At 60.0% G+C, this 19,464-nt stretch carries 21 protein-coding genes and 2 pseudogenes; 11 read left to right on the top strand and 12 right to left on the bottom strand.

The window, feature by feature from the left end:
* Nucleotides 1-72 precede the first annotated feature (72 nt).
* Complete coding sequence (locus FHT87_RS01605; RefSeq protein WP_183798945.1) at nucleotides 73-927, top strand: glycerophosphodiester phosphodiesterase family protein; 855 nt, start codon at nucleotides 73-75, stop codon at nucleotides 925-927.
* Here the strand turns inward: FHT87_RS01605 and FHT87_RS01600 are convergent, their stop codons facing one another.
* From FHT87_RS01600 to FHT87_RS01560, 10 genes and pseudogenes are all read right to left on the bottom strand, one after another.
* Nucleotides 928-1,743, bottom strand: a complete 816-nt coding sequence (locus FHT87_RS01600) for an inositol monophosphatase family protein (RefSeq protein WP_183798942.1) — start codon at nucleotides 1,741-1,743, stop codon at nucleotides 928-930.
* The gene (locus FHT87_RS01595) at nucleotides 1,743-2,750 is read right to left on the bottom strand and encodes a LacI family DNA-binding transcriptional regulator (protein ID WP_183798939.1); all 1,008 of its coding nucleotides are present in this window, start codon (nucleotides 2,748-2,750) and stop codon (nucleotides 1,743-1,745) included. Before FHT87_RS01595 ends, FHT87_RS01600 begins: the two co-directional genes overlap by 1 nt.
* Nucleotides 2,734-3,507: a glycerophosphodiester phosphodiesterase gene (locus FHT87_RS01590; protein ID WP_183798936.1), complete on the bottom strand. Its 774-nt coding sequence runs from the start codon at nucleotides 3,505-3,507 to the stop codon at nucleotides 2,734-2,736. The genes FHT87_RS01595 and FHT87_RS01590 overlap by 17 nt, the downstream gene beginning before the upstream one ends.
* Nucleotides 3,508-3,510: 3 nt before the next feature.
* Nucleotides 3,511-4,560, bottom strand: a complete 1,050-nt coding sequence (locus FHT87_RS01585; RefSeq protein WP_183798933.1) for an ABC transporter ATP-binding protein — start codon at nucleotides 4,558-4,560, stop codon at nucleotides 3,511-3,513.
* Nucleotides 4,560-5,402: a carbohydrate ABC transporter permease gene (locus tag FHT87_RS01580; protein ID WP_183733403.1), complete on the bottom strand. Its 843-nt coding sequence runs from the start codon at nucleotides 5,400-5,402 to the stop codon at nucleotides 4,560-4,562. The genes FHT87_RS01585 and FHT87_RS01580 overlap by 1 nt, the downstream gene beginning before the upstream one ends.
* A 2-nt stretch (nucleotides 5,403-5,404) precedes the next feature.
* Nucleotides 5,405-6,706: a sugar ABC transporter permease gene (locus FHT87_RS01575; RefSeq protein WP_183798930.1), complete on the bottom strand. Its 1,302-nt coding sequence runs from the start codon at nucleotides 6,704-6,706 to the stop codon at nucleotides 5,405-5,407.
* 64 nt (nucleotides 6,707-6,770) lie between these two features.
* The gene (locus FHT87_RS01570) at nucleotides 6,771-8,117 is read right to left on the bottom strand and encodes an extracellular solute-binding protein (protein ID WP_183798927.1); all 1,347 of its coding nucleotides are present in this window, start codon (nucleotides 8,115-8,117) and stop codon (nucleotides 6,771-6,773) included.
* Between the two features lie 293 nt (nucleotides 8,118-8,410).
* Nucleotides 8,411-8,726: pseudogene (locus tag FHT87_RS31080) on the bottom strand (hypothetical protein); the annotation flags it as partial.
* Between the two features lie 72 nt (nucleotides 8,727-8,798).
* Entirely contained in the window at nucleotides 8,799-9,533 is a 735-nt protein-coding gene (locus tag FHT87_RS01565) for a PspA/IM30 family protein (protein WP_183733413.1), read from the bottom strand.
* On the bottom strand, nucleotides 9,530-9,964 hold the full coding sequence (locus FHT87_RS01560) for a YjfI family protein (RefSeq protein WP_183733416.1): 435 nt from the start codon (nucleotides 9,962-9,964) through the stop codon (nucleotides 9,530-9,532). The genes FHT87_RS01565 and FHT87_RS01560 overlap by 4 nt, the downstream gene beginning before the upstream one ends.
* Before the next feature lie 117 nt (nucleotides 9,965-10,081).
* Here FHT87_RS01560 and FHT87_RS01555 point away from each other — a divergent pair, with 117 nt between their 5' ends.
* The 6 genes from FHT87_RS01555 (at nucleotide 10,082) to FHT87_RS01530 (ending at nucleotide 14,675) form a co-directional block, all read left to right on the top strand.
* Complete coding sequence (locus tag FHT87_RS01555; RefSeq protein WP_183733419.1) at nucleotides 10,082-11,137, top strand: ion channel; 1,056 nt, start codon at nucleotides 10,082-10,084, stop codon at nucleotides 11,135-11,137.
* Nucleotides 11,134-11,793: a DUF2491 family protein gene (locus FHT87_RS01550; protein ID WP_183733422.1), complete on the top strand. Its 660-nt coding sequence runs from the start codon at nucleotides 11,134-11,136 to the stop codon at nucleotides 11,791-11,793. The genes FHT87_RS01555 and FHT87_RS01550 overlap by 4 nt, the downstream gene beginning before the upstream one ends.
* Before the next feature lie 34 nt (nucleotides 11,794-11,827).
* Entirely contained in the window at nucleotides 11,828-12,229 is a 402-nt protein-coding gene (locus tag FHT87_RS01545) for a DUF350 domain-containing protein (protein WP_183733425.1), read from the top strand.
* Between the two features lie 12 nt (nucleotides 12,230-12,241).
* On the top strand, nucleotides 12,242-12,844 hold the full coding sequence (locus FHT87_RS01540) for a DUF1190 domain-containing protein (RefSeq protein ID WP_183733428.1): 603 nt from the start codon (nucleotides 12,242-12,244) through the stop codon (nucleotides 12,842-12,844).
* 1 nt (nucleotide 12,845) lies between these two features.
* Nucleotides 12,846-14,003 (top strand): glutathionylspermidine synthase family protein, encoded by a 1,158-nt coding sequence (locus FHT87_RS01535; RefSeq protein WP_183733431.1) that lies wholly within the window; start codon nucleotides 12,846-12,848, stop codon nucleotides 14,001-14,003.
* A gap of 483 nt (nucleotides 14,004-14,486) precedes the next feature.
* Nucleotides 14,487-14,675, top strand: a complete 189-nt coding sequence (locus FHT87_RS01530; protein WP_183733434.1) for a hypothetical protein — start codon at nucleotides 14,487-14,489, stop codon at nucleotides 14,673-14,675.
* A gap of 166 nt (nucleotides 14,676-14,841) precedes the next feature.
* On the opposite strand, the pseudogene FHT87_RS01525 reads toward FHT87_RS01530, so the two are convergent.
* A pseudogene (locus tag FHT87_RS01525) lies at nucleotides 14,842-14,970 on the bottom strand (helix-turn-helix domain-containing protein); the annotation flags it as partial.
* Between the two features lie 239 nt (nucleotides 14,971-15,209).
* Here FHT87_RS01525 and FHT87_RS01520 point away from each other — a divergent pair.
* Both FHT87_RS01520 and FHT87_RS01515 read left to right on the top strand, forming a co-directional pair.
* Nucleotides 15,210-15,668 carry a YbaK/EbsC family protein gene (locus tag FHT87_RS01520; protein WP_183798924.1) on the top strand — a complete coding sequence of 153 codons (459 nt, stop codon included), beginning with the start codon at nucleotides 15,210-15,212 and terminating at the stop codon, nucleotides 15,666-15,668.
* An 80-nt stretch (nucleotides 15,669-15,748) separates the two neighbouring features.
* Complete coding sequence (locus FHT87_RS01515; RefSeq protein WP_183798921.1) at nucleotides 15,749-16,762, top strand: Tim44 domain-containing protein; 1,014 nt, start codon at nucleotides 15,749-15,751, stop codon at nucleotides 16,760-16,762.
* Here the strand turns inward: FHT87_RS01515 and FHT87_RS01510 are convergent.
* Nucleotides 16,759-17,790 (bottom strand): hydroxyacid dehydrogenase, encoded by a 1,032-nt coding sequence (locus FHT87_RS01510; protein WP_183798918.1) that lies wholly within the window; start codon nucleotides 17,788-17,790, stop codon nucleotides 16,759-16,761. The two genes, FHT87_RS01515 and FHT87_RS01510, sit on opposite strands and share 4 nt — an antisense overlap.
* Nucleotides 17,791-18,035: 245 nt before the next feature.
* On the opposite strand from FHT87_RS01510, the gene FHT87_RS01505 reads away from it, so the two are divergent.
* Both FHT87_RS01505 and FHT87_RS01500 read left to right on the top strand, forming a co-directional pair.
* On the top strand, nucleotides 18,036-18,635 hold the full coding sequence (locus FHT87_RS01505) for a HupE/UreJ family protein (protein WP_183798915.1): 600 nt from the start codon (nucleotides 18,036-18,038) through the stop codon (nucleotides 18,633-18,635).
* Nucleotides 18,636-18,886: 251 nt separating this feature from the next.
* Entirely contained in the window at nucleotides 18,887-19,462 is a 576-nt protein-coding gene (locus FHT87_RS01500; RefSeq protein ID WP_183733449.1) for a GbsR/MarR family transcriptional regulator, read from the top strand.
* The last annotated feature ends 2 nt before the right edge of the window (nucleotides 19,463-19,464 follow it).

Raw genomic sequence — 19,464 nt, 5'->3', positions numbered from 1 at the left:
TCTGGCACCTCTTGAGAATCGAGCCTTTCCGATGCACGAAGGGAAAATAAAAGACATGCCGAGGATGACGGAATGGCAGACGCACGCGGACTTCGGATCGAGTTTGAGAACCATGCGACCCTGCTGAAATGGCACCGGTTGCGCCGGCGTATGGCCGATCCGCTGTTTTCGGCTGAGGTGATGGCCGAAGGCTTCAAGGCTGGTGCGTCGATGGAGCTCGATCTTCGGGTGCGCGCCGATGGCGGTTTTGTCGTGCTGCATGACAAGGACCTGGAAGGCGAGACGACCGGGCACGGTCTCATTACCCAAAACAGCCTCGCGGATCTGAGCGACCTGCGCATGAAGGACGGCAATCGCCCGCTCCTCTACAGTGAGGATCTGGCGGCCATGCTGCAATCGGCCCATCCGGACGCGTTGCTGCAGTTCGACATGAAGGACGATTACGAGGTGATCGGCGAAAAGGGGATCGCCCATCTGGCCGAACACCTGCAGAAGATTTCCGCCTCCGTCATCGTCAGTGCAGGCAGTCTGGACCTGATCCTGGCCGTCAAGGAGAAGCTGCCGCATCTGCGCCGTGGTATCGACCCCAGCGACAAGCTCGGCGACATCTACAGAACCGAAGGGTGGATAGCAGTTGAAAAGGAGCTGCTTGCCGATCTGCGCGGCCCGACGGAGCCGGAAACAATCTATCTTTACTGGCCGATGCTGCTCGATGCGGCAAAAGCAGGCCTCGATATGATCGCACTCTGCCACAGCGAAGGCAAACTCGTCGATGCCTGGACCTTCACGCTGAAGGATCCCGACGGCGGTTTCAGCGATGTCGAATGGGCGAATTTCTCAACACTGGTGGCGCTGAAGCCCGATCAGATCACCACGGACGAAGCCCCTGCGACCGAACGGGCATGGCTGAAGCGCATGACGGGCTGATCAGCCCGCCAATCCCTCGAACTCGACGAGGAAAGCGAATTCTTCTGCCAATCCAGGCGAATGGGCGATGACAGGGCCGCCATCCTCCAGCAATCTACCGACTGGTGGAATGGCGACTTTCGCGCCAGCCTCTGCGGCGATCAGCGCACCGGCAAGCATATCCCAGGCATTCAGATGCCGTTCGTAAAAGAGATCGGAAACACCTTCAGCCACGCGCACGAGATCGACTGCCGCTGCCCCCATGCGGCGATAATCCATGCCACGTTCGTAGAGCCGCTTGGAGAGCGCCGCATAGTCGTCAAAGCTCGTCTTGCGCGAATGACCGAGCACGACGATCGCATTGGCGGGGTCGGTGGTCGGGGCGGCATGGATCGGCTGACCCTCCTTGAAGGCGCCGCAGCCGCGGATAGCGGAAAAGACCTGATCATTGGCCGCATCATAGACGACGCCGATCTCCACCTGGCCATCGACGACGAAGGCGATGGAAACACCCCAATGGCGGAAGCCACGGATATAATTGGTCGTCCCGTCGATGGGATCGACGACCCAGGTGCCGGCCGAGCCGGACTCACCGCCGGTTTCCTCACCCATGAACATATCCTCAGGGAAGCGCGCCAGCAGTCCCTCGCGGATCGCCTGCTCTGCCTGCCTGTCTGCGATGGTGACGAAATCCTGCAATCCCTTATTCTCGACGTTGAGCGCGCCCGGCTTTCCTTCACGCCTGAAGCGCGCAGCCTCGCGTCCAGCGTTGCGGGCCGCGTCGATTGCGACCTCCGCCCGCGCGGTCAGAGCAGAGGCATCGAATGCGGAATTCATCAAACAGTCCTTCTTTTGATCAGCGTCACCGGGGTAAATTCGACGCGGGCGGTCATATCCGGTTCGGCCATCCTGGACATCAGCAGATTGACCGTTTGTTCAGCCTGGAAATCGCACGGCTGGCGGATGGTCGTGAGGTCGTAAGCCGCCCAGCTTGCCTGGGGAATATCATCATGGCCGATGATGCGGATCGGTGGCTGCTCCTCGCGGCCGTGCTCCCTCATCATCCGGTCGACCACGCCGCAAGCCATGTAGTCATTGGCGCAGAACAGGCCGTCGATGCCGAGCGAGGCAAGACCGGCAGCTGCGTCATAACCGTTCCGATAGTCGTTGACCTTCAGCTCCACCATGCGTGGATCGAGGCCGCGTTGACGGCAGGTCATCATAAAGGCTTCGCTGCGTCGCCTGGCCGTATAGGAGATTGCGGGCGCGGCCATGACCGCCGGCGCCTTGACGCCGCTTTCGATGAGATGCGTGGCGGCAAGATGCCCGGCCATGCGATCGTCGGAGATGATGCGATCGACGAAGGGAATATCATCGCCCTTGTTGATCAGCACGATCGGTACGCCTTCGGCAGCGCATTGCTCGCAGATTTCCGTCGGCGGTGCGTCCGACGTGACGATGACGCCCGAGACGGCATAGTGCAGCAGCTGGCCGATGACAGCAGAGGTGTCGGCTTCCTTTGAGGTCGGCAACAGGATCGGACGAAAATTGCGGGCGAGCAGAACACGTGCCAGATGCTCGATCTGCAGCGTACGGAACGGATTGTCGAGACCGGCGGCGACAACACCGACGAGATCGGAGCGCTTGTTGGTCAGGCTGCGGGCAAGATAGTTCACCCGATAGCCGAGATCCTTCGCCGCCTGATAGACCTTTTCGCGCGTCTTCGGCGAAACGCTCGCATCCGGCGTGAAGGCGCGCGAAACGGCGGCACGCGAGACGCCTGCCACACGCGCAACGTCGAAGGAGGTGACCTTTCTCGGCCCCTTGTTATCCTTGTCTGCCATGTCTTTCACTCCCAGCGGCCGGGCGCATCAGATCGGGCAGGTCCGTGCAGATGCCGAGCACCGGAAGCTTTGTGATGTCGGAAAGAATGGCCGGCCGTTCCTCATGCCACAGCACGATCTCACGGCCTTCGCCGAAAGCCCGCTGCATCAGCTCGTCAGTCACGAGATCCTGCGGCCGTTCGCCGGCCCGCTCCCAGCAGAGATGCAGGATATCGGCACCGGCCTCGTCGCCCGCCGCATGCGGATCGTGTCCGACGCGGATCAACACCGAGAGCGGATAGTCGCAACCGGCATCGCGAAGCTCGCGCACCTGTGCCGTATCGAAGGAGCCGAGGCAGGCGAAGCGCTGATTCTTTTCGTGAAGGTGCTTCCAGCACAGAAGCCCCGTGCCCGGCGCCTTAAGCTCGATGTAAAGTCCCGTATTGGTCCGCCGGCCGAGAGCTGCGACCGCCTCGAAGGTCGGAACATTGACGCTTTCGAGGGCAGCAAGTTCGGCGGCCGTCATCTCGGAAATGCGTCGATCGATGCCGAAGACACGTTCCAGATGGTCATCATGGGAGACCACGACCACGCCGTCCTTGGTGATCTGTGTGTCGAGCTCCCACATTTCCGCGCCAAGTTCGGCAGCGCGCTGGAAGGCTTCGAGCGTATTTTCCCGCTCATGGCCGCTCGCGCCGCGATGGCCGATGCAAAAAGGCAGATATCCCTTGTCCGAGGGCCAGCCGTAGCGTTCGAAGAAAGTCGAGAAGTCACGCATCGCTCAGAGTCTCCGGCCTTCTTCGTCGAAGACGAACACGCCCTTGCTGTCGATCGCCCACCTCACCTCATCACCGACGGTGATGTCATTGCGGACCGGCTGGATGGAACGCAGCAGCGAGCCGCCGGCAAGCCGTACGTCGTAAAGGTTCTCACGGCCCTGCGTTTCGGCGAAAGTAACCTTGCCGGAGACGGCAATATCGCCGGCCGGATTGAAATGTTCAGGGCGTACGCCGAGCGTCAGCTTGCTGCCCTCGGCAGCCTGGACCGAAACCGGCACGCGGATCTCGCTTTCAGGCATGGCAAAGGTGCCGTCCTTCATGACGCCGCGCAGGAAGGTGATCGGCGGATTGCCGAGGAAACCGGCGACGAAGGCGGTGCGTGGATCACTATACATTTCGGACGGCGTAGCGATCTGCACGATCTCGCCTTCCTTCATGATGGCGATACGGTCGCACATGCTCATCGCCTCCACCTGATCATGGGTAACGAGGATCGCAGTGATGCCTGTCTCGCGTTGGATGCGGCGAATTTCCGAGCGCATTTCGAGGCGGAGCTTGGCATCGAGATTGGCGAGAGGCTCGTCGAGCAGCAGCACATCCGGCTTGCGGATCAGCGCGCGGGCAAGGGCCACACGCTGCTGCTGGCCGCCGGAAAGCTGTGCCGGTCGGCGCTCCATGAGATTGCCGATCTGCACGAGGCCGGAAATGCGCTCCACTTCCTTGCGGATATTGGCCGCATTGATGCCCTTTACCTTCAGCGGAAAGCCGATGTTTTCGGCAACCGTCATGTGCGGATAGAGCGCGTAGGATTGGAAGACCACACCGACATTGCGCATTTGGCTCGGCAGGTCGGTTAGATCGCGATCGCCGAAGAGGATGCGGCCGCCAGTCGGCCGGTGGATGCCGCAGACGGCAAACAACGTCGTCGACTTGCCGCAGCCGGAGGGGCCGAGCAGCGCCAGCATCTCGCCGCTGCCGACTTCGAGTTTCATGTTCTCGATGACCTTGGTGGAGCCGAAGCTCTTCGAGAAATTGTCGAGGAGGATGCGCATCAGCCTTTGCTCCCGCCGCCGTAGATGTTCATGAGGTATTTGTTGAAGAGTGCGTAGGCGATCAGCACCGGAATGAGGTAGAAGAGGCCAACCGCCTTGAACATGTTGAAATCGTAGTTGTTGTCGTCGGCAAGGAAGCCGGCGAGATAGACCGACAGCACCTGCACCTGATTGCCCGGCGCCAGCACCTGCGGCAGGATGAACTCGCCCCAGCCGGAGAGGAAGGAGAAAAGGCCGAGCGCCATGATGCCGGGTTTGACCTGCGGCAGCACGAGGCTGCGCCAGACCCGGAACCGCGAAGCGCCGTCGACGACGCCGGCCATTTCGATTTCCCAGGGCACCGTGTCGTAGAAGCCCTTCATCAACCAGATACCGAGCGGCAGATCGATCGCCGCTTTCACCAGGATCACGCCGATCAATGAATTGTAGAGACCGATCATCTGCAGCACGATGAAGATGGCGATGATGAGCGTGACCGACGGAAAAGCGTGCAGCACCATGACACCGGCAAGGAAGAAACCGCGCGCAGGGACATTGAGCCGCGACAGCACGTAACCTGCCATCGACGAGACGATGAGCACCAGGCTTGTGGTGCAGGCCGAAAACAGCAACGTGTTCAGCGTCACCTGCCAGATGTTCGCCTTGCCCGCCGTCGTCTGCCACAGGAAGCGCCAATGGTTGAGCGTCAAGCCGGAGGGCAGCAAGGCATCCGGCTGCTTCACCGTCACGGTGTCGAGGAAGAGATAGACATACATCAGGAGCAGCGGCAGACTGACGATGGTCAGTGCCGTTAGGACAGGCCAGCTGCGGTAATTTGCCGAGGGCTGCGAGCGTTCGGCCATGGTCAATCCTCGATCAGGGGCTTGGCGACAAGCGTGCCGTAGTTGAAGACGCGCAGATAAAGAAGCGACAGCGTCACGCCGATGACGACGAGCACCAGCGCCATGGCGGCACCCAGCCCGTATTCGAGATTGCCGGCATAGTTCCTGAGCGCGGTGTGATAGGCGGAGAGCGCCCAGACCTCGGTCGCGTTGCCCGGCCCGCCATTGGTGGCGAGCAGGATTTCATTGAAGGAGGCAAGCAGCGACAGGGTCTGATAGCAGGTGACGAAGAGGATCGGCCAGCGCATCTGCGGCAGGATGATGTAACGGATCTGCTGCCAGCGCGAGGCGCCGTCAACCTCGCTCGCATAAAACTGGCTCTTCGGAATGGCCTTCATCGCAGATGAGAAGACCAGCATACCCATCGAAGCGCCGATGAAGCCGTTGATCAGCACCACGAAGAACCAGGCATGATAGGCGGTATCGAGCAGGTAGTTCTTCGGGGGGTAGCCGAACTTGCCCATCAGGATCGAAATGAAGCCGCTGTCCCAGGCGAGCCACTTCCACAGCATGACATAGATGACGACAGGCGTGATGCGCGGCAGGAGCCAGATGCCGCGAAAGATCGAAGCCGGGGTCGGCGGCATGTAATGCGTCCAGATGGCGAGCAGCAGCGCATAACCGACGTTGAAGAGCATCAGCACCAGCGCGACGTAGAGCACGGTATTGAAAAGCACGCGCGCCATGTCGGGCGAGGTGGCCATGCGTGAGAAATTGTCGGTCGTCCAGATCCAGCCGGTGTAGGTGGTCTTGGCGACGGTTTCCTTCTGCTCCGGCGTCAGCTTGAAACCAAGCGTATCGAGCGCGGAGAAGAGCTGGTCCTTGCTGTCGAAGCGGGTGTTAAGGACGGAGCGGTTGAACTGTTCGGAGATCTGCTTGACCTCGCGTGTCGAAGGTCGCTCGGCGAGATCCTTGATCATGCGCTCGACGTCGCGGCGTGCCGGGAAGACCTCGCCTATATGTTTGGCGCGCAATTCCGCGGCAATCCCCGGCGCTATCCCGAGGCTCTCGACGGCCGTGAGGCCCGCCTCGTCGATCGTGTAGCGCGGTTCGGCCATCTCGGCGGCGATGTCGGGCATCGCCGATTTCAGCGCGATCAGGGAGTTGGGCGCGATCTGGTAGACACCGCCTGATATGCCGGTCGCGGTCGTCATGTTGGTCATCGAGAAGACCGCCGTCAGAACCACCGGCATCAGGAAGAACAGGACAATCATGATCGCCGCAGGCGCGATCATCACCAGTCCGAGCGTTCTGGACGATTTCATGGAAGCCTCTTCATCGCGAACCGACCAGGCGGCGGTGGCCGCCGCCCGGAAGAGTGCTTCGATCTTAGCGGATGACGATCTTGTCGCCGAGCGTGCTCTTCAGCTCGCCCTCTGCATCACTGATCGCGGCGTCTACGGTCTTGGCGCCGGTCCAGGATGCTTCGAGGTTCTTCCACATGATGTTCCAATATTTGCCGAAATCGGAATTATTCGGCATCGCATTGGCATGCGGCAGCAGGCGCTCGGTGGCTTCGCGGGTCCAGCGGTCGGCCGCGTAGAAATCGACGGTGGATTCCGACTTGGAGATGCCGAGATGGGCTGATTTGACCGCATGCAGCGCGTTGGTGCGTGGCTCGGAGGCGATCTTGACCAGCTGGGCGGCGATCTCGGTGTCCTCCTGGTCGTGACCTGCGGTCAGGAGGTAGACGAGCGGGTGGGTCAGCGTGTTGGCCTTGCCGCCTTCGCCGGCCGGGATCAGCGTGAAAACGATATTGCCGAAGAAGTCCTTCAGCCCTTCCTGATTGACCATGCGGGCATAGTGCCAGGTGCCCGCGTCCCAGATGCCGGCCTTGCCCGTGGAAACTTCCTTCCACCACTGGTCGCCCGGCATGCCGATATGGTTCTTCTTGGTAACGCCGGTCGAAACGGCATCGGCGAAGAACTGATAGGTACGGGTCATCGCCGCCTTGTCGAAGACGAGCTTGCCGTCTTCTTCCATCGTGCCGCCGAAGGACGTGTAGAACTGCCAGTAGTCAGGGCCGTTGCTGGTGCGCGGATAGAAGCCGTAGCCGGGCTGGACGAGGCCCTTGTCCTGCATCTTCTTGGCGTCTTCGAGCAGGTTCTTCATCGTGTATTTGCCGTCCTGGACACTCTGCGGCAAGGCATCGAGATCGGCATCGCTGTAGCCGATCGCCTTCATGTAAGGCTTCCAGAAGAACATCGGCCGGGATTCGGCATCCTGCGGAATGCCGTAGACGGTGCCGTTATAGGAGGCGATCTTCAACAGATTTTCATAGATGTCGCTGAGCGGCCAGGAGTCGAGATCGACGTAATCCTCGATCGGAACGATGAGGCCGGCCTGGGACCAGGGCGCGATGTCTTCATGGCCGCTGACGACGATGTTCGGGGCGGTCTTGGCTTCCGCAGCAAGGGTCAGCGCCTGCTTGAAGTCCTCCCAGGCCGAATAGGGCTTCTTCTCGACGGTGATCTTCAGGTCTTCGCCCTTCAGCGCAGCTTCGCGCTGGAGCTGCTGGGCTGCGATCTCGATGGCATCGAGGCGATAGACGTCGTTCGGGCCGGTACCGCCGGCCCAGACGCTGATGTGAACGTCCTTGGCAAGCGCGAGAGCCGAAGTCGAAGCCAGGATTGCGGCGGCGACGGTAAGGGATTTCAGTGTCGGCAAAAGAGTCATTTTCTTCATCTCCCCAGAAGAGCAGTGTGAGGCCTCTTGACGGGTCATCACTGGTGGTGACGGCCGTTCCGATAACCCCACGAAAACGTGGCGTATCCCGCTCTAGGGGGCGAACGTAACGGCCGAATGACAAAATTGAGCACGTGTGCAAAAATTATTATGACGATGTTCTCGGCGCGGTCAATCGTCAATGGAAAGGTGTCGGCGCCGCGCGACATCGCGCGTACCTGCACAGGGGGGCGAACAGTGTTTTTTTTTTGGAAGCGCAATCCCTCACGCCGCAGGAACTGTCATGCCGTATCCGTGATACCTTCACCTCTCGCGCGGCACCTCTTCCTTCAACCGGTGCAGTGACAGATGCGGCGCCTAGTTGATCCGTCCCACGAACCGTCCGATATGACTCCAGAACCCGCTTGCGGTGGCCGCCCATCTTCCCAGGCACGACAGATCCACTCGAACGATAACGCCGAGGTCACTCCACCGCTGAAGATACCGCAATACCAAACCGCGCCGGCACCGGCCTGCAGCGATTGCGTCAACAATATGCTCACGAAGATGATTTGAGATGACGTCGTGCCATTTGATGCTGGCCTCCACTCCAGCCAGCATCTTGGATCACAAAGCGGCCAAAAGCGGAATCCCTAGCGAGCAGCAGCCAGGGCTGCCACTCGCTGACGATTGTCAGACCTTGGTGCTGGTGGGCGCCGGCAGCAGGACGGGCTCGGCCGACTGCCTGGGCAGCATCAGTTGCGCAAGAATATCGTCGGCCGAATGGCTCGAGCCGCCAATGCCGGCTTCGCGCAGTTGACGATCGAGATCCCCGCCGTTTTCCAGTGCGGCCAGTTCAGCACCGGCTTCGATGCGGCCAGCAGTGATTTCCTGACGTTTCTTGATGCGTTCGAGACTTTCGACGGCGCTGCCGAGACGGGTATTGATGCCCGACTGGTTATGGGCGATCGCCGACTGCGCGCGCAGCAGTGACTCGTTGGCTTTGACGTTCTCCACCTCGCGCTTCATCTGGGCAATGCGTGCTTCGGTGTCCTGGATCGTGCGCAGCATCTGTTGCTGGCGGGGCAGCAGCCGATCGAGTTCTTCCTGGTCGCGCTGCACTTCGGTACGGGTCGTGGCGATGCGCTGGGCAAGGCCCTGAGCGAGATCCGTGCGGCCCGCGGAAATCGCGGCGCGGGCGCTGTCGGTATCCTTGGTCTCCTTCGCGCGATTTTCTTCAAGTCGGCGCATAACGCTCTTGTTGGACGCCATGATGCCGGCCAGGTCGGATCGCGCCCGCCGCAGCGACTGTTCGGCGTCGCGGATTTCCTGGTCAAGAATGCGAATGGACTGGCTGTCGGCGGCAGCTTCCGCTGCCTCGTTAATGCCGCCGCGAATGGCAGTGAAAATCTTTCCCCAGGTGCTCACGCTGCAATCTCCCCACTTTTCCATTCTTCGATCATATGTGCCGCATCGACGGCATTGGCCGCCAGAATTGCGACCTCTTCAACCACCGTGTCGGCAGACGAGCGTGCTGAAAGCGAGCCGAACAATTCATACCATTCCTCACCGTCGATCGCGGTAATGCCGAAACTGGAGAGCGGCACGAACTTGTGCGTCTTGAGCACCATGCGTTCGAAGGCTTCGCGATTGGGTATGTCCTTGCAGGGCACCAGAACGGCGCTGACCAGGATATCGCGCTCCCCGCTCACCGCCACGAAGACGTCGAGATCGCCTTTTTCCTTAAGAGTGACACATAGGACGTCGCCCTGCTCGGGTACGGCGACATCCACATCGCCGAGTGCCTCGGGATCGGCGGCGAACAGGCGCGTTAAGGTGGTGAGGTTCCAGGTCTCCAAAAAAGTCCTCCATCGATTAGAACGTCGAAAAAATATCTGGGTAGTCGAAATGCCACTTAAAGGTGGCGTGCTAAATAAATTTCGCTAGGTTACGCACGGGGAACGGGGACGAATCGCGTGCCATTTATCGCTTCAATACTGCGGCGTGTATATCTCTCGCTCAGCGAATTGGCTTGGTCAGCCCTTTTTCTTATCCTCGTGATCCATCTGGTCGCATCCTACCTGCTCTTTACGCTGGCGGGCGAAGGCGATCTTGTCGGCAGTCCGATCGATTTTCTTTACTACTATATGGTTACAGCAACGACTGTCGGCTATGGCGATCTGTCCCCAAAATCTGGGCTTGGCCGGATCATTGCCGTCCTGTTCGTTCTTCCCGGTGGCATCGCCATCTTCACCGCTGTTCTTGGCAAATTGTTGACAACGATCGGCACGATCTGGAGGAATCGTATGCGCGGCTTAGGCGACTACAGCGAACGCACCGGCCACATCATTATCCTGGGCTGGCAGGAGGGGCAGACATATCAGACGCTCCGGCTGCTGCATGCCGAACGACAGGCCAACGAACCAATGAGCGTTCTGGTTGCCAAGGACCTGTTGGAAAATCCCGCCAGCGACTGCGCCGACTATATCAGAACCGAAAGGCTTTCTGATGCCGATGCTCTGGTGCGAGCCGGAGCGGGGCAGGCGCGGGCGATCATCGCGCGCGGAGCAAATGACGACGAGACGCTGGCCGCGGTCCTGATTGCCGAAGACCATGCACCCAATGCGCATATCGTAGCTTATTTCACCGACGACCGCACGGCACAGATGGTCAAACAACTCCGGCCCCGCGTCGAGGCGGTGGGGTCGCTCGCCGAGGAGCTGCTGTCGCGTGCCGCCCGTGATCCGGGCTCTTCGGAAATCACCGCACGGCTGCTGTCGGCCGCCTCCACCGACACGGCCTTTTCCCTACCAGTACCGCCTTTGCAAACGCCGCTGCTCTATGGGGACGTGTTTTTAAGCCTCAAGCGTGAGCACAATGTGACGCTGGTGGGCTTGCTGAGCCAGGGTATTACCGACCTCAATTGTCGAGACGAGGTGCTGATGCGGGGCGGCGAAACCCTTTACTATATCAGCGGAATGCGGCTAGATCCCGCTGCCATCGCTTGGGCTCGAATGGGAGGCGTATCATGATCGGCTGGTTCAGCGGAGACAAGAACGAAAGGCCCTTGCCCAAAGAACTTGGCCCCTTGAGTGCTGCCATCGGCGGCGCATTGGAGATCGATTTCCTCTCCCTCGAGGCCGAAGCCTTGGGTGGTGAGCCGGCCATGCCACTGCCACGGAGCGGCCCCTTCATCATTGCCGGCTACGGTGAGGTTTCGCTCGATGCCGCGACGGTTCTGTCGCGTTACTACGATGAAGATCACCGGATGATTCAGGTGATGTCGACCTCGGGCCGGCCGGGTGATGCCGTTGACGACATCAGCTTTTATCAGCCTTGGGACAGCGTCGTGCCTGCCGGGCAGAGCGAATGGAACCGCTGGACCGGCCCGGAAGGCCTGATCGGCCAGCCATCCTACGATGCCGACGGTATCCTCTATAGTCGCTTCTGGGGAGAAGGTCCGGAGCGCGCGCCGCTGGCGGAGTTTGTCGAAAAAGTTGACGATGGTGAAGAGCAGCGCTCCATTCACCAGACCTGCATGTTGTATTATCGCCCGCTTGGATCGACGCGCGAAATGCTTCTGATCAATGTCGAACGCGACCTCGATCTCATGCAGAGCCAGGCGGGAAGCTCAGTGGAATTTCTGATCGGCTACGGACTCACTCCACCCGATGTTCGCCGCGTCTGATAGAGCCATCAATTTACAACGGAGAACTTTTTCAATGCTCGATTACGTGGCGGGTCTGCCCGCATTCCTTGGTTATTTTGCCATCGGTCTTGCCGCCTTTGCCGTTTTTTCGGTGATTTACACATGGTTGACGCCGCAAGAGGAAGTCCAGCTCATTCGCGCCGGCAATCTTGCGGCCGTTACCGCATTCCTGGGAGCGCTTGTCGGTTTCAGCCTGCCTCTCGCTTCGGCCGCAGCCAATTCGGTCAGCGTCGTCGACTACATCATATGGGCGGTGATCGGCATCCTGGCGCAGATCCTCGCTTACTACATCGCGAATTTCACTATGACGGACCTGCATAAGAAGATCACGGCCGGCAATATCGCCGCGGGCATATGGGGCGGCGGCATCGCACTGGTCATCGGTATTCTCAATGCCGCCTGCATGACCTATTGAGGGGAGGGAAAGATGCGCAGACGCAAGAGCGGGCACAAACGACCCTTCCTGGCCCTTGGCACCATCGCCGCCTCAACCTTGGCGTTATCCGGTTGCGGCGACCAGACGCCTTCGGAAACAATGTTCACCTCCGTCGACCAATGCGTGGAATCCGGCATGGACCGGCAGGTCTGTCAGGCCGGATATCAGGATGCCATGCGGGCTCATCTCGCCAACGCGCCGCGTTTCAACGGCATGGCCGCGTGCGAGGCCGAGTACGGTTCGGGCCAATGCACTGAACAGTCGGCCAATGCTTCACCTAACAATACCGGCGGAAGCGGCAGCTTCTTTGTGCCGTTCCTGGCAGGCTACATGCTGTCTTCGGCACTGAACAACATTGGCGACTACAACGTTTATCGTCGGCGCCAGGAGGAGAGCGGCAACTACTACGGTTCGACGCCGATTTATCGCAATCGCTCGGGGCAGACAGTAACAACGACGGTTCGCTCAGGCGGCACGCGCAGTGACACGACGCTTGCGCCCTCGCGCCAGAGTGTCAAGCCGGTCAACGTCAATACCCGCACCGTCGCCCGTCAAGGCTTCGGTGGCCGTTCATCCTTCAGTTTCGGCGGCTGATATGAAGCGCATCACTCTTCCGGCGCGTCCCGACTGGCGTGACAAGGCGCGCGCCGTAGGTTTCGGCTTTCATGTTATGTACGGCGAGCCCTATTGGCTCGACGATGCCGCCTATACCTTCACGCTCGATGAGATCGAGATGCAGATCGAAGAGCCGAGCCAGGAACTGCACGACATGTGCATGGATATGGTCGGTGATATCGTCAGCAGCGAAGAGTCACTCGACAGGCTGGCCATTCCGGAGGACCTGCGCGATGTGGTGCAGCGATCCTGGCAGCGCCGCGACAGGCATCTCTATGGCCGATTCGATCTCGCTTACGACGGTACCGGGCCGGCCAAACTGCTCGAATACAATGCCGATACGCCGACTTCGGTGTTCGAGACAGCCTATTTCCAGTTCAATTGGCTGACCGACCAGATGGCTTTGGGTGTCCTGCCCAAGGATGCGGACCAGTACAATTCCTTGCAGGAAAGCCTCGTCGAGGCGTTCGGGCAATTTTCCAAAGAGCCGATCTTCCACTTCGCGGCGATGACCGACAATGAGGAGGATCGAGGCACGACGGTTTACCTGATGGATTGTGCCGTGCAGGCCGGCCATCGCGTCGAGCTTATGGACATGCGCGAGATCGGCATCGATGCGCAGGGCCGCTACACTGACCTCAAGGATCGAGTAATCGACCGGTGCTTCAAACTATACCCATGGGAATTCATGCTGCGCGAGCCGTTCGCCCGCGAACTGGTGCGCTCGGGCGATGTTTTCATCGAGCCCGCCTGGAAAGCCGTCCTCTCCAACAAAGGGCTTCTGCCTCTGCTCTGGCAACGCCACCCCAATCACCCCAACCTCCTGCCCAGCTATTTCGCGGACGACCCGGCAGCCTCGGCCTTGACCGACTATGTGCGCAAACCGCTGCTGTCACGGGAAGGCGAAAACGTCACAATATTCAGAGATGGCCGGGAATTGATTTCCGCTCCCGGCGATTACGGCGACGAAGGCTTCATTGTCCAGGCGTATGCCCCGCTTTTCGAAAGCGATGGCGGCTTCGCCGTGCTCGGCAGCTGGGTCGTCGGCGATCGCGCCTGCGGCCTTGCCGTGCGCGAAGACCGCTCGCGCATAACGGCCAACCTGTCGCGCTTCGTGCCACACGTTATAGTAGAATAAAACGGGACGAATCGCGTCACTAGTTGTGCGACGCTGCCCGATTTTCCCGGCAGTATGCGAACATCAGCACACATTCCCATGATGAATTCTAGCTGTTTGATCCCGGATTTTGATGGCGCAATCTTCTCGCAAGCCTGAAGAGATTCGCTATGGGATGAATTCTACATGGGAGCGCGACGATCACGCTGTCGGCTTTTCGAAGAATGCGAGACCGCGCTCTTGCTTGTATCTTCGCAATCGGCTAAGGGTTGCGGCGGAGTAACTCAACAATGGAGGCGTGCAATGACAGATATTTCTTCGTCCAACGCCTCTTTGGCATAGGCCTTCGAAGCTCCCAACCCTCGATCATATCCGAGACCTTTCAAGCTTCCCCATCCAAAGATGGCATCGTTTCGCACGCAGCGTCTGGGCGCGGTGATGTCCGCGCTATGTCGCTGCGCACTTTCAGCTTGAAAGAAGGGCGGCTCAGGATTCTGACCGCTGATGATCATGACCAATCAACGCGCCGGCGAAAGCCTGTCGGCATCCATGCGCGAGCTTTGCTCGCGGTTCAGTTTCAGACAGATTCTTGTCGCAACCATCATTGCCCGGTGGAGACGTCGTCGCATCGTGAACGGCTTCGATACCTTCCCATCCTGGCTGCGCCGGGACCTCGCTTTATCCGATGAATAGATCGGACTCCTCGCTAAAATTGCCAAGGGAATATCCGGCAGGGAATGGTTTCAAGACGAGATCATCCCTGCCGGTTTTCGGCCAATGCGATATGGTAATCAAATCCTGGCCCAGAGATCGCGAAGTATCTGCCGAAGCAGTAGCGCCTCCTCCCATCGATCGGTGGCCGCGCGGCGATGATGACCTTTTCGACCAGTTCGGGACGAACCCCACCCCGGCCGTTCAGCACCCGTTCGACGGTGGCGGTTCCCACACCTGCCTGGCGGGCGATATCCCGATAGTTCGGCTTGCTCACTGCTCTGTCCCCAATCGCCGAAGGCTGCATCGTCAAAGACGCTTTTCCAGCAATATCCATGACTTAGAAATCGGGAGCAATCCAGATCGCCTTTCGAGACGCACAGAAATGCTTTCTCGGAAACTACGCGATTGAATTTTCTGAGATCTAAATATTAAGTTGGACCGCAAATACATGAATCCCACGTCGCATTCGCATGCGGCTCCAGATTGGCCGTTCATCCAAAAGTATCCCATCCCATGAGCCTTGAATCCGTCCGCGCCTTCTTCGCTGCCAACGCTCCCGACATCGCCATCATCGAAACGGCCGGAAGCTCTTCGACCGTCACGCTCGCGGCCGCGGCGCACGGCGTCGAGCCCGCGCAGATCGCCAAGACGATCTGCCTGCGCGTCGGCGACCGCACCATGCTGATTGTGGCGAGCGGCACGTCGCGTCTCGACAACAGGAAATTCAAGGATGCCTTCGGCGGCAAGGGGCGCATGCTCGATGCCGAAGAAGTGCTCGCGGTGACGAGCCATCCGGTCGGCGGGGTCTGCCCCTTCGGCCTGCCTGCGCAGCTGCCTGTCTATTGCGATGTGTCGCTGAAGCAGTTCGAGGAAGTCGTGCCGGCCGCCGGGTCGACCAATTCTGCAGTGCGTATTTCGACCGGCCGGTTGGCGGAAATCACCGGAGCCGAATGGGTCGACGTCTGCCAGTAGCAACGCACAACTTCACAGAGCGGAAAGAATACCTATATTAGGCCGTGACATGCCGTTGAGCGCATGACAGGAGGTTTGAAATGCCCAGTGCCGTTTCGCGTTTTGCCAGGATCGCGGGGATTGCCGTTCTTGCAGGCGCTACCGTTTTTGCTTCGATCGGTGATGCCGATGCGCGCCGCGCAGGCAGCTTTGGCGGATTCGGAAGCCGCGGCACGCGCACCTTCAGTGCGCCTCCTGCCACCAGCACCGCCCCCGCCCCGGCTGCGCCCATCGAACGCTCGATGACACCGCGCCCGCAGACGACCGCGCCCTATAACACGCAGCAGCCCGGCTTTGCCCAGCAGCGCCCCGGTTTGTTCGGCGGCTTCGGCCGTTCAATGATCGGCGGCCTGATTGCCGGCGGTCTTCTCGGCATGCTGCTCGGCCACGGCTTCGGCGGCGGCTTCGGTTTCCTCGGCATGCTCTTGCAGATCGCGCTGATCTTCGGTGCGATCACGCTTGCCATGCGCTTCTTCGCCAACCGCCGCCAGCCGTCCTACGGCGCAGGTGGCCAGAGCTATAGCGGGCCGCAGTCCTACAACATGTCGCCGGCCAATGGCGGTTCGACCTTCCATATTCCGGCCATCGGTTCGGGCTCTGGCTCCCAGCAGCGGAGCAATGCGCGCCCGCGCGATGAGATCGGCCTTGCCCAGGCGGATCTCGATCAGTTCGAGGAATTGCTGACCAAGGTTCAGACCGCCTATGGTGCGGAAGATTATGGTGCGCTGCGCCGCCTGACGACACCGGAAGCCATGTCCTACCTTGCCGAAGAGCTTGGCGAGAACGCCACCAACGGCGTCCGCAACCAGGTTACCGACGTCAAGCTGCTGCAGGGCGACATCGCCGAAGCCTGGCGTGAGAACGGTCAGGAATATGCGACGCTGGCGATGCGCTATTCCTCGATCGACGCGATGGTCGAGCGCGACAGTGGCCGCCTCGTCTCGGGCGACGACCGCCGCGCGAGCGAAAGCACCGAGATCTGGACCTTCGTGCGCAAGTCCGGCGCCGACTGGAAGCTTGCCGCCATCCAGGGCACCGGCCAGCGCGCCGCTTAGTTCACAGAAACGGGTTTGGAGCGCATACGGGACACCGTTTCGCGCTCCGCCCGCTTGCAGCGCATCGGCGGCAGGCCGCGATCCATCAGATCCATATCCTCCAGCACCATATCACCCATTTTCTTGAAGGCGCTGTCGAGCGCACCGGCGCGATGGGCCGAGCGGATAAAACCCTTGAGGTTGCGCACCGGATGGTCTGACTGCAGCGGCTCCTGCGGATAGACATCGCTTGCCGCAACGATATGGCCGGAGGCGACGGCGGCCATCAGTGCATCGAAATCCACCACATCGGCACGGCTGAGCAGGATGAAGGCGGCACCTTTTCGCATGCTGGCGAAGGCATCCGCGCCGAGGAAGCCCCTGTTCTCGCTTGTAACCGAGGCGACGACGAAGACGAAATCGCTCTGCGTCAGCACGTCACTCAGGCTCGCCGGCTCCACGCCATTTTCCTCCAGGATCGAACGTGGCATCCACGGATCGAACACCCTGATCCTGGCCTTGAAGCCAGACAGGGTCCGCCGCAGTGCCTTGCCGAGATCACCAAAACCGACGATCCCGATCTCGGAGCCCGATATCAGCCGGGCGCTGGTATTGCCTTCGCCGCCCCAGAGTTCATTTCCCTCCCGGAAAGCCACATCGGCATCGACGATGCCGCGCGCGAGGCTCAGCGCAAAGCCGAGGCCGATTTCCGCCACCGGCTGTGCAAACACCTGCCCGGTCGTCACCACATGGATGCCGCGCTGGAAGAGTATGTCGTAGGGCATGTTGTTGAGGAGGTTGCTCTCGACATTGAGGATCGAGCGGAGCTGTGGCATACGATCAAGCGTCTCCGCCGACAGCGGAGGCTGGCCGATGATGTAGCGCGTCCTGCAGAGGATATCATCGCCAAGGCCGGCGATATCATCGGCATCGGCCTCTACGATCTCGTATTTCGCGTTGAGTTCGGCGCGCGCCTTGTCGCTGAAAATCAGGTCCAGCGTGCGCGGCTCCGGCGCGCTGATCGCCAGTGGCCTTTCGGTATTCGTCATGGGATCCTCCTCAAGATGCGGCGGCTCTCTCCTTCGCAAGATGATTGATAATCCGGTTGAGCGCCCCTTGTGAAGCCGCCTTTCAAAAAGGCAATTGCATACGATATAAGCAATTGAAATTCCTATCTATTCCTGTACTTTTCGTTGACGGGAAAATCTCGGTGGACTAGCTTGGTGACGCGACGTGAAACCGTGCCTGAGGAGTCGGCAGCCGCGGGATCTAAAAACTCAGAGGGAATTCCATAATGAAATCAATCTTCAAAAGCGGCGCTCTTGCGCTTGCCGCCGCGGCGCTTCCGGCAGTCGCCTATGCCCATACCGGCGTCGGCGAAACGGCCGGCTTTATGCACGGTTTCAGCCATCCGATTTCCGGCCTCGATCATATCCTTGCCATGATCATGGTCGGTATCCTCGCTTTCCAGCTTGGTGGCCGGGCCGTCTGGGCCGTGCCGACGACCTTCGTGCTCGTCATGGCACTCGGCGGCGCTCTTGGCATCGCCGGCATCAATGTACCCCTCGTTGAAATAGGCATCGCGCTTTCCGTCATCGTGCTCGGCGCGATCGTTGCGCTGAACATCCGCGCCTCCACGGCTGTCGCGATGGGTATCGTCGGCCTGTTTGCGATCTTCCATGGCCATGCGCACGGCGCCGAAATGCCTGAAAACGCCGGAGGTGCTGCCTATGCCGCGGGCTTCATGATCGCCACTGCCCTGCTGCACATGGCAGGTCTCGGTCTCGGTTTTCTGATTGCCCGCTTCGGCGAGCGTCAGGGCGCCTTCGTCACTCGCACCGCAGGCAGCCTTGCTGCCGTTGCCGGCATCGGCATCCTGACCGGCCTGATCTGAGGCTCGCGCCCCTTTCCACTAATTTATCCGAGATAAAACGCCCGGCAGATGCTCGTCTGCCGGGCGTTTTGTCTTTACGAAATTTGACTTAAATCAATTCCAGGCGTGCGGTGTCCGTCTACTAAAAAGGCGGACCATCGAAGCATGCATCCAAATTGCCGCAGCCCTGCCTGCGCAATTGCGGCACAAATGCGAAAGTCTGTATAGTGATTTCAGAAATTTCTGAAATCACAGACGCAACGGAAACGACAATGAACCTTCCACCTCTCGTTCAGTCCTTCGTTCTGCACTTCGGTGAAATGGGCTCCCGCTGGGGAATCAACCGCACGGTCGGCCAGATCTATGCCTTGCTTTACGTCTCGCCCTCGCCGCTTTGCGCCGAAGAGATCGTCGATGCACTCGGAATATCACGCTCGAACGTCTCCATGAGTCTGCGCGAACTGCAGGCTTGGAACCTGGTGCTGCTGCGCCACAAGCCGGATGACCGGCGCGACTTCTTCACAACACCCGACGATGTCTGGCTGATCCTCAGAACGCTTGCCGAAGAGCGCAAGAAGCGCGAGGTCGATCCGACGCTGTCGATGCTGCGCGAGATCCTGATGCAGCGCCCGGCAAGCGAGGCCGAACGCCATGCGCAGGAGCGCATGAGCGAGATGCATACGCTCATCGAACAGCTGACGCACTGGTATGAAGACGTAAAACAACTTGAAACAGAAAGACTTGCAACGTTACTCTCGTTAGGTGCGAAGGTGACCAAACTTCTGGAGGCCAAGGACAAGGTCGTTTCGCTTGGCCGCCGCCGTCCCAATTCTGCCAGCAAGAGCTAGCG

Source organism: Rhizobium sp. BK316 (assembly GCF_014193695.1).
Classification (GTDB): domain Bacteria; phylum Pseudomonadota; class Alphaproteobacteria; order Rhizobiales; family Rhizobiaceae; genus Rhizobium.
This window is presented reverse-complemented; position numbering and strand designations above follow the sequence as displayed.